Raw genomic sequence first — 12,436 nt, forward strand, 5'->3', positions numbered from 1 at the left:
CCGGAACCGTCCAGCAAGAACCTCGAAAAGGTCCGCAAGGTCCTCGACGAAAGCAAGTCCTGGTTCCGTCTCGGTGCAATCTTTGATCCGGATGGCGACCGTATCCGTTTCTACGACGGCACTCGCGAAATCGACATGAACCAGTTCGGTGCCATCGCGTTCCACTACATGGCGACCTGGCGCAAGGAACAGGGCTGCGTGGCCAAGTCCGTCGCGACCTCCAACTTCGTGAACATCATTGCCGAAAAGCTCGGCGTGCCCGTGATGGAAACTCCGGTGGGCTTCAAGAACTTCCGCCCGTGGCTTTCCCGCAATGCCAAGCAGAAGGCTCTCGTCGCGTTCGAGGAATCCGACGGCATCTCGGGCCTCAACAACACGCTCGAGAAGGATGCCCAGTTCGGCCTCCTCATCGCGCTCGAAATCATGGCCACTACCGGCAGGAACCTCGGCGAATACCTCGACGCCTTGTACAACGAATATGGCCGCTTCTACCCGACGCGCTCGGGCTTCGAGGTGGACAAGTCCCTCGTGGGTGCCCCGCTCAAGGCCAAGGTCGACGCCATCGCTGAAATTGCGAAGCCGGGTGCCAAGGTCATGGTCGGCAAGAACGAGAAGACCGTGAAGCAGCTTTTGACGCTCGACGGCGTGAAGATTATCTTCGATGACGACTCCTGGATGCTCGTGCGTCCGTCGGGTACCGAGCCGAAGGTTCGTATTTATACGGAATGCCGCGAACCGGATGAAAAGGACCCGATGTTCGAGGCAGCCAAGGCTCTGTTCTTCAAGAATTAATAAATGGGAGGGTATATGAAGAAAATTCTCGCATTGCTGGTGCTTGCGCTTGCAATGGTGGGTTATGCACAGGAGGGCTCCATCAAGCCTAAGTTCCAGGCTTTTACGGGCGCCCTGCTCAAGTTGAAGCCTGCGCAAAACGGGTATCACAAGTTCTCCTTGAAGGTCGAGGCTGCGCCTTGGGCGTTCCAGGCGATTGGCGAGGTCCGTGCACCGAACGGCGATCCGGACCTGCTGATCAATGCCCTCTTTGATGGCGACGTCTATGCGGTTCTCGCTTACATCGACCAGCCCGCTTCGGGTACGGACGGCCAGGAATACAACGTGGGCCTGTTCGACATGATGCTCTATTATGACGAAGAAGCGACCACCATTCGTAACCTCAAGTTCAAGCTGCTGCCGCCGGCGAACGACGACTGGGCCCAGGGAATCCTGAGCGACGCGCTCAGCTCCAGCTCGCTTATCGGTAACGTGTGGGGCGGCAAGTACGATGGCGACATCATCAAGGCCTCTGCGAACCCGATGGACAAGCAGAAACTCAAGAGCATGAAGAAGCAGCATACTTCTGCCGAAGAGACCATGTCCGACGACAACGACCGCCGTAGCCGCATGAAGAGCAAGGCCAAGGCCGCTGACGACGAACCGGTTGTCAAGAAGAAAAAGAAGAAGAAGGCTGTCGAGGAAGACGAAGAGGAAGACGTCCCGAAGAAGAAAAAGAAAAAGAAGAAAAAGAAGTCTGTCGACGAAGATGAATGCGACGACCCGTCCCTCTCCATCAAGGAAAAACGCCGCTGCCGCATGGGTCAGCGCTAGTTCCCGCCCCAAAGAAGTTTCACTAATTCAAACCCCTGAATATTCGAGGTAATCTATGTCCGGTCACTCTAAATGGGCCACCACCAAACGCAAGAAAGCCAAGACTGACGTCGCTCGCGCCAAGGCTTGGAACAAGCTTATCAAGGAAATCTCTATCGCCGCCAAGCTCGGTGGCGGAAACCCCGATTCGAACCCGCGTCTGCGTGCGGCAATCCTCAAGTCCAAGAGCCAGAGCTTGCCGACCAAGAACATCGAAAGCGCCATCGCCAAGGGTACTGGTGCCAACTCCGGTACCGAAATGACGGAACCGCTGTACGAAGGACGCGGCCCGGGCGGAATTGCCATCATGGTGCAGTGCATGACCGACAACAAGGTCCGTACCGTTGCCGAAATCCGCAACATCTTCAACAAGAACAACGGTTCCATGGGTGAATCCGGTTCCGTGTCCTGGGCCTTCACGTACAAGGGCGTGATCATTGTCGACGCCGAGAAGTACCCCGAAGAACAGGTCATGGACCTCGTGATCGAAGCCGGTGCCGAAGACATGTCCACCGAAGACGGCGTGCACGAAATCTCCACGAGCCCCGAAGCCTTCGACGCCGTTTCCAAGGCACTCGAAGCTGCGAACATCGAAATGATGAGCGCCGAAATCACCTACGTCGCCAACGACCCGGTGAAGCTCGGTCACGACGACGCCGTGAAGCTCCTCAAGCTCATCGACAAGTTCGAAGACCACGACGACGTCCAGGACGTTTACCACAACGCCGAAATCGACGAAGCTGATCTGGATGCTGAATAGAGGCTTGAGGTCGGGCTACGCCCTTTGGGGTGTGAGCTCGGTCGCAGGCTCCCTTTGAGTAAAGTTCAAAGCCGATTGCCAAGTGCAGTCGGTTTTTGTTTAACCAATTCTAGCAACTATTAGCTAGTAGCTGCCGCGCTAAGCGCGGCCTATCGTCCCAGCGTTTCGCGGTAGCTGTGGACTGCCGACTTGTAGGTGCTCACGGCCTTCGATATGCGTTCGGCGATATCTTTCTGGCCCTTGTCGGTCATCATGTAGGCTTCGTCTTCTTCGTTGCTGATGAACCCGATTTCGAATAGCACAGCAGGCATCAGTGCGCCTACGAGCACCATGAACCCGGCACCGCCGACACCGCCTGCCTGGCGCTTGATTTTGCCGCCGTCCATGGCCTTGAGCATTTCTTCGGTGAACATGTAGCTGTTCTGCTTGTACTTTTCGAGGCGGGCTTCCAGCTTGAACCATTCGATGGGGGAGAGTTCTTCTTTCGCGTTCTTTTCGCCGTAGAGTGTGGCCACCTTGTTTTCGCGGCGGGCAATCGCCTTGTCTTCTTCGCTTTCGGGGGCGCGCAACACGTATACGTGGTAGCCCTTGATTTGCTTCTTGCGCTCGGGAGTCGCGTCGATGGCGTTGCAGTGCAGGCTTATGAACAGGTCGCCATCCCACTGGTTCGCGAGGTTCGCGCGCTGGCCGAGTTCTATGAACACGTCCTTGTCGCGGGTCATCTTCACGTTGAAGCCTTCCTTCTCCAGTTCCTTCTTGAGGAGTTTGCCGATGGAAAGTACGATGTCCTTCTCGTTGGATTTCTTGCCCTGCGCACCGGTGTCCTTGCCGCCGTGACCGGGGTCGATGACGATGGTCTTCACTTCGCGCGTGCCGGCGGTCTCGTTTTTAGGGGTGGCTGGCTTTGTGGAAGCGGCCGTCTTTGCGGTGGCCGACGATTTGATGGCGGAACTGCTGCTCGTTACTGCCGAAGACGGTGCCGCGGCGGTCTTGAACAGGCTTGCTGCGTCGGCGGAGTCCAGCCAGATATGGCCGTCCTGTAGCTCGGGTGCCCGTGCAAGATCGATAGACTGCCCGTGGTTGCTCGCGTAGGGGAGCCCGATGGCGAACTTCAGGGTGTCGCTGCTGGATACCAGAATAAAGGTCTTTTGAACTGGGAACCAGTGGAACGATGCACCGTTCTGTTTCGCGAGGGCTTCGGCATTGACCTGGCCCGCCCATGCAGGAATGGCGAGCAGTAAGCCGAGTGCCAATTTCCGGACAATCGAAATCATTAGCGGTGCGCCTTTGCGATGCGGGCTATCTCTAGCTTGGCTTCGCGGTTGATGATGTCCTGGCGCTTGTCGCGCTGGTCCTTGCCCCGGCAGATGCCGATTTCGAGCTTGGCGCGGCGGTTCTTGAAATACAGTTTGAGCGGCACGATGGTGCAGCCCTTGAGTTCCTTCGCCTTGCGCATCTTCTGGATTTCGTGCGCGTGGGCGAGGAGCTTCCTCTTGCGGGCGGGGAAATGGTTGAATCGGTTCGCGAACAGGTATTCGTCGATTCTAGCACCAACGAGCCAGAGCTCGTCCTTTTTCTCGTCGACATCGACCCACGCTTCGCCGATGGTGCACTTGCCGTCGCGGATGGACTTGACTTCGCTGCCGATGAGCATGATGCCCACCTCGAAAGTCTCGTCTACAAAGTACAGGTGGTTCGCCTTGCGGTTTAAGATGACGGGAGTGTTCTGTTCTTTACTTGCCATCGCTTTCGATTGGTGCGGCGGCGGCCTCGGCCGCGGCGACTACTTCGTTTAAAGATTTGATAAGTTCCTTGCTCGCTTCAAAGACGGGCTTGGTGCCTGCGTTGATGGTGACGATTTCGCCCGTGCGGGGGTTCCTTGCCGTCCTTTCCTTGCGTTCCTTGAGCTTGAACCTGCCGAAACCACGAATCTCGATGTTGCTGCCTTGCAGAAGTCCCTTGACGAGCGCGTCAAGGAATTTTTCGATAATAGTCTTCGTTTCCACCTGGGTAAGACCGGTGCGCAGAGAGATATCTTCGACGATATCCTTTTTTGTAATGTTTGCCTTTTCTGCCATGTCCAACTCCGCGAATCGCTGCAACCTTTTGCAGGACAACAACTTATATCAATAAATTATAAAAAAACGGGGCTAGGCGTTACTCTTTTTTGTCCATCCGACGCTTTTTTTCTGCGTATGGGGGACCGCTTCGTCCAATGCCTGCAGGAGTTCCTTGCATCCGTCGCCTGTCATGGCCGACGTTATGACCACTTTTTGGCGGTGTTTCTTGAATTCCTTGATGGCATCCTCGATGCCGAGGTCGCTCTTGTTCAGGGCGATAACGAAGTTCTTCTGGGCGAGCTTGGGGTGGAAGGCCTTGAGTTCTTCCTTGAGCACGGTAAACTGTTCGTAGGCGTTTTCGGCGAATCCGTCGATGACAAAGAGCAGCGTGTGCGTGCGTTCGATATGCTTCAGGAACTGGTGGCCGAGGCCCTTGCCTTCGCTTGCCCCTTCCAGGAGTCCCGGAATATCGGCGACCACGAAGCTATGTCCGTTCACTTGTACGATACCGAGGACCGGCTCGAGGGTCGTGAACGGGTAGTCGCCCACCTTCGGGCGTCCGCTCGAAATCTTGTTCACGAGGCTCGATTTGCCCGCATTGGGGAACCCGACCAGGCCCACGTCGGCCATGAGCTTGAGTTCCAGGAACAGCTCGCGCTTTTCGCCCTTTTCGCCGGGCGTGCACTTGCGGGGAGCCTGTACCTTCGGGGTGGCGAAATGCTGGTTGCCCATGCCGCCCTTGCCGCCGCGCGCGGCAATCCATTTCTGTCCCGGTGCGGTGAGGTCGGCGAGGATGCGCCCTTCGGCGTCTTTCACGATGGTGCCGCGCGGGACGTCGACGATCAGGTCGTCTGCGCTACGTCCGGTGCAGCGCTTGGCACCGCCGGGCTGCCCGTTCTCGGCCTTGTAGACGCGGGCGTTGCCCATGTCGAGCAGGGTAGAGTACTGTTCGTTCACCTGGAGGATAACGTGTCCGCCGCGTCCGCCGTCACCGCCGTCTGGGCCTCCCAGGGGTACGAACTTTTCGCGGTGGAAACTGCAGATGCCGTCTCCGCCCTTGCCTGAACGCACTTCGATTGATTTTTCGTCTAAAAACATTAAAGGCTGATTCCTTCGTCGATGCCCAAGGCGATGTTCATGTTCTGGATGGCGGCGCCGCTCGCGCCCTTGCCCAGGTTGTCGATAATCGTCGTTACCTGCATCACGTTCTCGTTGCCGAAAACCTGGATGCGGGCGTTGTTCGTGTCGTTACAGACGGTGGCGTCAAGGCGGCCGTTAAAGAGCACGGGGGCTGCCTCGTAGGGCATCACCTTCACAAAGCGGCTGCCTTCGTAGTGCTTCGTCAGGATTTCGGTGAGGCCTTCGGGGCCGACCTTCTTGGTGAGTTCGTTCGCGAAGATGGCGACCGTGACCGCCATGCCCTTGTAGAAGGGACCCAGCACCGGGTTGAAGAACGGCGTATTTTCGAGTCCGCAGTACTTCTTCATTTCGGGGAGGTGCTTGTGGGCAAGCGCGAGCGCGTACGGGGCGGGCGCCATGATGGCCTTCGATTCGCCAGCCTTGTGCGCGAGCGCGGATTCTTCTTCGTATTCGGCGATGAGCTTCTTGCCGCCGCCGGAATAGCCGGTGATGCTGTAGGCGGCGAGGTTCGCGCTCTTCGGGAGGATTCCCGCGGCGACAAGCGGATACACGCCGAGGATAAATCCCGAGGCGTGGCAACCGGGGTTCGCGATGCGCTTGGCTTTCGAGATGGCTTCGCGTTGTGCTGCCGAGAGTTCCGGCATGCCGTAAGTCCAGGCCGGGTTCACGCGGTGTGCCGTGGAGGCGTCAATCACGCAAGTGTTCGGGTTTTCGCAAAGGGCGGCGCTTTCGATTGCGGCTGCGTCGGGCAGGCAAAGGAACGTCACGTCGGACTCGTTGATGAGCCTCTTGCGTTCGTTTACATCCTTGCGGAGCTCGGCGGAAATGCGCAGCACTTCGATGTCGGTGCGTTTCGCAAGTCTCTCGTAAATCTGCAGGCCGGTCGTTCCTGCTTCACCGTCTACGAATATCTTGAACATGGTTAATAGTGGTTAGTGGTTGGTGGTTAGTGGTTAGGACTAATAATAGCGGCGAAGCCGCCCTGTTTACTAACCACTGTCTACTGTTTACTTCCCTGCTCCGCAGCACTTCTTGTACTTCTTGCCGGATCCGCACGGACACGGGTCGTTGCGGCCAACGACAGGGCCTTCGTGGCGGACAGTTTCCTGCTTCACGGCACGGCCGTCGTAGAAGAACCATGCACCGCCGACCTTGTGGAACTCGCCGAGTTCGTGGTGGTTGCGGGTGACGTTGCCCTGCTTGAAGCGGGCGATGAATTCGACCCAGCCGATGTTCTTTTCTTCTTCAGTCTTGGTCTGCTTGATTTCGATGCCGAGCCATTCGGAATCGTTGCTCCAGGCGGTCACGCTCGGTTCGTCGAAGTCGCTACGCTGGGTGGCCTCGAGGGAGTCGCGGAGCCAGGCGATTTCGTGCTTCGCGTAGGCCGTGTAGCGGGAGCGCATCAGGGCTTCGGGGCTCTGGGCAAGGGCTGTTCCCTTGATGATGGGTTCGCAGCATTCGCCATATTCTTTTCCGCTTCCGCAGGGGCATAAATCTTTAGACATAATTTAATCCTTGTGTTTGTTTTTTAATCAAAAAAATATAATTCTATCGTCTTTCGTCTGTAGGGCCGTAGGCCCGTCCTTTCGTCTAAACTTACACGACCTTCTTCATGAGCCAGAACTCTTCCTTGCCTTCGCGGCCCGGGAAGCTGTTCTTGACCGGGATGCGTTCGACGATGTCGAAGACGCCGTCGAGGCGCGCCATGAGTTCGCCTTCGCTGGTGCAGTGCGGCGGGCCCTGCAGGGACTTGCCGTTCATCAGCGGGTACATGAGGCAGATGAAAAGTCCGTCGTCCTTCATCATCTTGTAGCACACTTCGAAAAATTCGTCGCGGCGTCCCGGGTGAATGGCGGAGAACGTCCCGTAGTCGTAAACGATGTCAAAAAGCTGGCCTTCGTGCTTGGCGTCCTTGGGAGTCAGCGTGAACAGGTCCTTGTCCAGGGAATGGAGATTCTTGTGCTTACGGCTCAGGTGGTCGAGCTCGTCCACCGCCGTCGGTGCAAAGTCTACCGCAAGTACGTCGTGACCGCGCAAGGCCCAAGCTTCGGCGTCGTATCCGAAGCCGGCGCCAGGAACCAGCACGGAGCCGGTTGCGGGGCAGGACGGGTGATTAAAGAAATCGAGCAGGGCCGGCGTGGCCTTCTTGAAATTCCAATAGTCCTTGCCCTCGGCGTAGAGGTTGTCCCAAAATTCCGGGAGATTTTGCGTTAACATTTTCCTTCTTCCTTTTTGTACGCAAGCTGTCCGCAGGCAGCGAGAATGTCGCGGCCACGCGGGTTGCGGATCGTTATTTGAATTTCTGCGGCTCGCACTGCGGCGAGAAAGTCTTCGATTTCGTCCGGGGTCGGGGCATGAAGCGTCGGGTCATCGCCGTCGTTGAGCACGATGGCGTTCACCTTCACGCGACGCGGCGCGCAAATGCGGATGAGCTCCTTCGCGGCCTTCGGGGTACACGTGATTCCCTGGATGAGTACGAATTCAAAAGTGACGTAGTTGTCGGTGCGGCGGATGTATTCGTCTACCGCCTCGAGAAGTTTTTCGATGGGCCACACCTTGTTTACCGGCATCACGGACGAACGGTATTCGTTGTTCGTGCTGTTGAGGCTCACGGCAAGGCAACAGGGCGTGTTGCGGTCGACGAGTTCCTTGATTTTCGGGACGACTCCCGAGGTGCTCACCGTCATGCGCTTGGCGCCCATGTTGAAAAGGCTCTGGTTGTGCAGCGTGCAGCATACGCGGTGCACCTGCTCCAGGTTGTTGAGCGGTTCGCCCATGCCCATGAAGATGATGTTCGTGACTTGCGCAATCTTGCCCTCTTCGTCGAGAATCCCGTTGTCTTTCAGGTACCAGTTGACGGTAAGGATTTCTTCGATGATTTCGCCCGCTTCCAGGTTCCTGGTGAATCCCATCTTCGCCGTACGGCAGAAAGCGCAGTTCTGGGCGCAGCCGATCTGCGTCGACACGCATACGGAAAATCGGCCGTTCGCGGGAATCATCACCGTCTCGATATGGTGGCCGTCATGGGTTTCCAGGAGCCATTTGATGGTGCCGTCGGTAGAGACCAGGTGATGGTCTTCCTTGAGGGCGAGCAGGCTGAACTGGGCGGCAAGCTTTTCACGGAGAGCGGGGGGCACGTTCAACATTTCGTCGAAGCTTCGCACCTGCTGGCAAAAAAGCCATTTCTGGATCTGGTCGGCGCGGTACGGCTTTTCGCCAACGTCCCTGAGCCAAGCCTTGAGCTCGTCGGTCGTCAGGGTTTTTATGTTGCGCGGCCATTCCATAGTGGTGTAAAGATAGCAAAAAAATACGTTTTTGTTAAGGGTATAAAAAAGCCCCAATCCTTTATAATTCAAGGGATTGAGGCGAATTGAAAAGCTTTTTTTGTTTTGGATTAGAACATCTTTCTCGCTTTTTTCGGCCCGTTCGAGGAACTCTTGCTTTCCGATGCTCCCTTGTTGCTGAACAACGTAGCGTCGTCGGCGGACTTGGTCTTCACTTCGAAGTGGTTGCCGTCGCAAGTCTCTTCGGGCGCGTAGCCTGCCGTGTAGAGGCAGTATGTCTTTTCGGAACAGAACTCGCCGGCGATTTTCCCGGTGTGGTTGCAGATGCCCCTGCTCACGACGCCGCTCGGGACGGGGAAGGGCTTGCGCGGGAGGTTCTTGTGCAGTTCCTTCATCACGGCCATCCACATGGGGAGGGCGTCTTCGGTACCGGTATGGCCTGCGCCGAGCGTGCCCGGGCTGTCGGAACCGACCCACACGCCCATGGTGTACTGCTTGGTGAAACCGATGTACCAGCAGTCGGTATAGTCGTTGGTGGTTCCCGTCTTGCCTCCGCTCGGGTGGTTGAATCCGCTAGCCCAGACGCGTGCGGCCGTACCGCGGATATTCACGTCCTTGAGCATGTCGACCATGATGTAGGCCGAAGCCGGGCGCAATACTTCGTGCTCGACCTTGGAGTTCTTTTCGATGGTCTCTCCGTTCCTGTCCACGATGGATTCGATCATGTACGGTTCGATGCGGTTTCCGCCGTTGGGGAATACGGTATAGGCAGAAGTCATTTCCATCAGTGTCGCGCCCACGGAACCCAGCGCGAGGCTCGGCACTGCCATGAGCGGGGCGCGTACGATGCCGAACTTGCGGGCGTAGTTCACCACGTTGTTAAGGCCGTACTTCATGCCGGTGAGGATGGCGGGGAGGTTCTTGGAACGGTAGAGGGCCCTGCGCAGCGTCATCATGCCTTCGAAGTCATGCTCGAAGTTGCCCGGACGCCAGACCTTGTTCGGGTTCTTGTCGTCCGGATCGGGGATGGTGACGGGTTGGTCGTTCACGGAGTCGCAGGGGCTGGCGCCGTTGTCCATGGCCGTCGCGTATACGATGGGCTTGAAGCTCGAACCCGGCTGTCTCAGGGACTGAACCGCCCTGTTCCAGCGGGAGTTGTTGAAGTCGCTGCCGCCGACCATCGCGCGGATGGCGCCCGTCTCGTTCTCGATGAGGATGGCGGCGATTTCGGGATGGTGGTACCGGATGCTGTCGGGGAACCTGCGCTTGGTCAGATCGGGGTTCGTATCATTGGCGAGGTAGTTCTTCTTGAAGTCGGCGTAGATGCTGTCGAAGTGGGCGACGACGCTGTCTTCGGGCATGCCGTATTTCTTGGTCAAGAAAAGACGGCGCGTCGCGCGGTACTTGACGCGGCGGCGGACTTTTTCGACCTGTACGCGGGCGACGCTGTCGGCGAACGCCTGGATCTCGGGGTCGATTGTCGAGTAGATGGAAACGCCGTCGGCGTACAGGGAATTCTCGCCGTACTTCTTTTCCATGTACTTGCGGATTTCTTCGTAGAAGTACAGGCCGGAACCGCTTTCTTCTGCTTTCTGGTTGAGCGTGATGGGAGTCTCCACGTACTTGTGGTAGTCTTCCTTGCTGATGTAGCCGGCATCGTACATGGCGTAAAGCACCGTATTGCGGCGTTCGAGGCTCGCTTTCGGGTGACGGTCGGGGCGGTAGGCTTCCGGACGCTGGAGCATGCCGGCGAGTACGGCGTATTCCGGGATAGAGAGGCTGTCGAGGGAATGGCCGAAATAGAAACGTCCTGCGGCCTGGAAACCGTAGTTTCCGCCGGAAAGGTACACCTCGTTCATGTAGAATTCGAGGATTTCTTCTTTAGTGTAGGTCTGCTCGATGCGGATGGCCGTCATCGCTTCCTTGATTTTACGGGAAATGGAACGTTCCGGGGTGAGGAACAAAAGCTTGGTCAACTGCTGGGTGAGGGTGGAGGCGCCACGGAGTTTTTTGCCGCTGGAGATGCTTTCCATGATGGCGCTCGGGATCGCCCAGACGTTCATGCCCCAGTGATTGAAAAAGGCTCGGTCTTCGGTCGCCATTACCGCGTGAATCGCGTCTATGGGGATGGAGTCGAACGGCGTCCATTCGCGGCGTTCCACGTAGTACTCGTGGGCAATCTTTCCGTTCATGTCGTAGATGTTCGTTACGAGTTTCGGGTTGATTTGTTCGAGCTGCGAGAGGGACGGCAGTTCCGGCGAAAAGTGGATGTAGGTAATAATCACCGCTGAAATGGCGATAACTACGGGAATGGCGAATATGCCTAGCCACAGGAGAACTTTTTTGTCGGTAAAGAGCCCCTTGAGAAAGGCCAGCACGATGTTTAGGTATTTTTTGACAATGTCCATCTTAATCAGCGAATGAATGTTGTTTCGCTGAAATTTAGTTAAAAAGAATAAAAATGTTTGTAAAAACCCTTGACAAAAAGGCCGATAATGCTATATTTGGGGCACAATCGCGGATGTAGCCCAACTGGATAGAGCGTTTGGCTACGAACCAAAAGGCTCCAGGTTCGAGTCCTGGCACCCGCAGAAAGAAGAGCTCCCCTCGTAAAGAGGGGGGCTCTTCTTTTATACTGACGATAGGGCGAGAACCTGGGGCCTTTGTGAGCCGCAAGCGACTCGTATTAATTTCTTAAGAAAAAGTTACAATATTATTATGATTATGCATACAATGCGTTGCGCTTTGTGGGTTCTTTTAGTGTTAGATTATGGGTATGGCAAAGCAGAGCTTGTTTGACAAGACGTTTCGGCAGATGATGGTGGAGATGAGGCAGGAACACCTCTACACCCAGAAGAGCCTCTCGGTGAAGTCCGGGTTGAGCCGCCAGTTCATCTCGCAGATGGAAGCCGGGCTGCGTGGTCCCTCCTTTGAATCGTTTTGCAAGCTGGCCTGGGGACTCGGTATTTCCCCGGCAAAACTTTCCGAACGGTTCATGGCCATATACGAAAGGGAGAATGTCCGGGTGCAGTCCGGGAGTCCCGGTTCCGAAGCTGCAGAATACATCAAGAAGGCCAGGGAATCCGGGAAGAGGGGATAGGTTCCCGTCCTGCAGAACGTTTCAAATTGAAACGTTCTATTAAGTTGTTTCAAAATAAATCGTATATACCCCCAAAAAAGGGCGCGCCGGTGCTTGGCACGCCTTTTGCTACTAGAGGTGCGATTCAAAAAATGGTCCATTTTGGACTAAGACTTTAACAAAAAAGGAAAAGCAAAATGATCAAGCCTTTAGCAGATCGAATCGTTGTCAAACCGGCCGAAGCCGAACAGAAGACCTCCTCGGGTCTCTTCATCCCCGATAACGCCAAGGAAAAGCCCATGCAGGGCAAGGTCGTGGCCGTGGGCCCGGGCCGCAAGAACGACAAGGGCGAAATCGTCCCGATGGAAGTCAAGGTGGGCGACGTGGTGCTCTACGGCAAGTACAGCGGCACCGAAGTCACCGTCGACGGCGAAAACTACCTCATCGTGAAGGAACCGGACGTCATCGC

At 56.4% G+C, this 12,436-nt stretch carries 13 protein-coding genes, 1 tRNA gene and 1 pseudogene; 6 read left to right on the forward strand and 9 right to left on the reverse strand.

Annotation, left to right across the window (positions count from 1 at the left end; all coding sequences use genetic code 11):
- The 3 genes and pseudogenes from B3M32_RS04500 to B3M32_RS04510 all read left to right on the forward strand — a co-directional run.
- Positions 1 to 792: pseudogene (locus B3M32_RS04500) on the forward strand (phosphomannomutase); the annotation flags it as partial.
- A gap of 15 nt (positions 793 to 807) precedes the next feature.
- Positions 808 to 1,605, forward strand: coding sequence for a hypothetical protein (locus tag B3M32_RS04505; RefSeq protein WP_290743860.1), 798 nt, complete (start codon positions 808 to 810; stop codon positions 1,603 to 1,605).
- 55 nt (positions 1,606 to 1,660) lie between these two features.
- A complete protein-coding gene (locus tag B3M32_RS04510) occupies positions 1,661 to 2,404 on the forward strand; it encodes a YebC/PmpR family DNA-binding transcriptional regulator (protein WP_290743862.1) in 744 nt (247 codons plus the stop codon).
- A gap of 149 nt (positions 2,405 to 2,553) precedes the next feature.
- Here the strand turns inward: B3M32_RS04510 and B3M32_RS04515 are convergent, their stop codons facing one another.
- The 9 genes from B3M32_RS04515 to B3M32_RS04555 form a co-directional block, all read right to left on the reverse strand.
- On the reverse strand, positions 2,554 to 3,678 hold the full coding sequence (locus tag B3M32_RS04515) for an N-acetylmuramoyl-L-alanine amidase family protein (RefSeq protein WP_290743864.1): 1,125 nt from the start codon (positions 3,676 to 3,678) through the stop codon (positions 2,554 to 2,556).
- Positions 3,678 to 4,148 (reverse strand): SsrA-binding protein SmpB, encoded by a 471-nt coding sequence (gene smpB, locus B3M32_RS04520; protein ID WP_290743866.1) that lies wholly within the window; start codon positions 4,146 to 4,148, stop codon positions 3,678 to 3,680. The genes B3M32_RS04515 and smpB overlap by 1 nt, the downstream gene beginning before the upstream one ends.
- Positions 4,138 to 4,482 carry an HU family DNA-binding protein gene (locus B3M32_RS04525; protein ID WP_290743868.1) on the reverse strand — a complete coding sequence of 115 codons (345 nt, stop codon included), beginning with the start codon at positions 4,480 to 4,482 and terminating at the stop codon, positions 4,138 to 4,140. The genes smpB and B3M32_RS04525 overlap by 11 nt, the downstream gene beginning before the upstream one ends.
- 72 nt (positions 4,483 to 4,554) lie before the next feature.
- The gene (gene obgE / locus B3M32_RS04530; RefSeq protein WP_290743869.1) at positions 4,555 to 5,562 is read right to left on the reverse strand and encodes a GTPase ObgE; all 1,008 of its coding nucleotides are present in this window, start codon (positions 5,560 to 5,562) and stop codon (positions 4,555 to 4,557) included.
- On the reverse strand, positions 5,562 to 6,524 hold the full coding sequence (argC, locus tag B3M32_RS04535; RefSeq protein ID WP_290743870.1) for an N-acetyl-gamma-glutamyl-phosphate reductase: 963 nt from the start codon (positions 6,522 to 6,524) through the stop codon (positions 5,562 to 5,564). Before argC ends, obgE begins: the two co-directional genes overlap by 1 nt.
- A gap of 87 nt (positions 6,525 to 6,611) precedes the next feature.
- Positions 6,612 to 7,109 carry a YchJ family protein gene (locus B3M32_RS04540; protein ID WP_173799071.1) on the reverse strand — a complete coding sequence of 166 codons (498 nt, stop codon included), beginning with the start codon at positions 7,107 to 7,109 and terminating at the stop codon, positions 6,612 to 6,614.
- A 91-nt stretch (positions 7,110 to 7,200) separates the two neighbouring features.
- Positions 7,201 to 7,821, reverse strand: a complete 621-nt coding sequence (locus tag B3M32_RS04545) for a methyltransferase (protein ID WP_290743871.1) — start codon at positions 7,819 to 7,821, stop codon at positions 7,201 to 7,203.
- Entirely contained in the window at positions 7,815 to 8,888 is a 1,074-nt protein-coding gene (rlmN, locus tag B3M32_RS04550; protein ID WP_290743873.1) for a 23S rRNA (adenine(2503)-C(2))-methyltransferase RlmN, read from the reverse strand. The genes B3M32_RS04545 and rlmN overlap by 7 nt, the downstream gene beginning before the upstream one ends.
- A gap of 110 nt (positions 8,889 to 8,998) precedes the next feature.
- Entirely contained in the window at positions 8,999 to 11,266 is a 2,268-nt protein-coding gene (locus B3M32_RS04555) for a penicillin-binding protein 1A (protein WP_290743874.1), read from the reverse strand.
- Between the two features lie 139 nt (positions 11,267 to 11,405).
- Between B3M32_RS04555 and B3M32_RS04560 the strand changes: the two genes are divergently transcribed.
- The 3 genes from B3M32_RS04560 to groES form a co-directional block, all read left to right on the forward strand.
- Positions 11,406 to 11,479, forward strand: a tRNA-Arg gene (locus B3M32_RS04560).
- A gap of 185 nt (positions 11,480 to 11,664) precedes the next feature.
- A complete protein-coding gene (locus B3M32_RS04565) occupies positions 11,665 to 11,988 on the forward strand; it encodes a helix-turn-helix domain-containing protein (RefSeq protein WP_290743875.1) in 324 nt (107 codons plus the stop codon).
- A 176-nt stretch (positions 11,989 to 12,164) separates the two neighbouring features.
- Positions 12,165 to 12,436: co-chaperone GroES (groES, locus tag B3M32_RS04570; protein ID WP_290743876.1), on the forward strand; the 272-nt coding region annotated here is incomplete at its 3' end.

The sequence above is a fragment of the Fibrobacter sp. UBA4309 genome, from assembly GCF_002395745.1.
GTDB lineage: Bacteria > Fibrobacterota > Fibrobacteria > Fibrobacterales > Fibrobacteraceae > Fibrobacter.

Bases quoted from the DNA above. Each gene is read 5' to 3' on its own strand.
- B3M32_RS04545 (WP_290743871.1), bottom strand. From the start codon at position 7,821: ATGTTAACGCAAAATCTCCCGGAATTTTGGGACAACCTCTACGCCGAG.
- rlmN (WP_290743873.1), bottom strand. From the start codon at position 8,888: ATGGAATGGCCGCGCAACATAAAAACCCTGACGACCGACGAGCTCAAG.
- B3M32_RS04540 (WP_173799071.1), bottom strand. From the start codon at position 7,109: ATGTCTAAAGATTTATGCCCCTGCGGAAGCGGAAAAGAATATGGCGAA.
- B3M32_RS04510 (WP_290743862.1), top strand. From the start codon at position 1,661: ATGTCCGGTCACTCTAAATGGGCCACCACCAAACGCAAGAAAGCCAAG.
- B3M32_RS04515 (WP_290743864.1), bottom strand. From the start codon at position 3,678: ATGATTTCGATTGTCCGGAAATTGGCACTCGGCTTACTGCTCGCCATT.
- argC (WP_290743870.1), bottom strand. From the start codon at position 6,524: ATGTTCAAGATATTCGTAGACGGTGAAGCAGGAACGACCGGCCTGCAG.
- smpB (WP_290743866.1), bottom strand. From the start codon at position 4,148: ATGGCAAGTAAAGAACAGAACACTCCCGTCATCTTAAACCGCAAGGCG.
- B3M32_RS04525 (WP_290743868.1), bottom strand. From the start codon at position 4,482: ATGGCAGAAAAGGCAAACATTACAAAAAAGGATATCGTCGAAGATATC.
- B3M32_RS04565 (WP_290743875.1), top strand. From the start codon at position 11,665: ATGGCAAAGCAGAGCTTGTTTGACAAGACGTTTCGGCAGATGATGGTG.
- obgE (WP_290743869.1), bottom strand. From the start codon at position 5,562: ATGTTTTTAGACGAAAAATCAATCGAAGTGCGTTCAGGCAAGGGCGGA.
- B3M32_RS04505 (WP_290743860.1), top strand. From the start codon at position 808: ATGAAGAAAATTCTCGCATTGCTGGTGCTTGCGCTTGCAATGGTGGGT.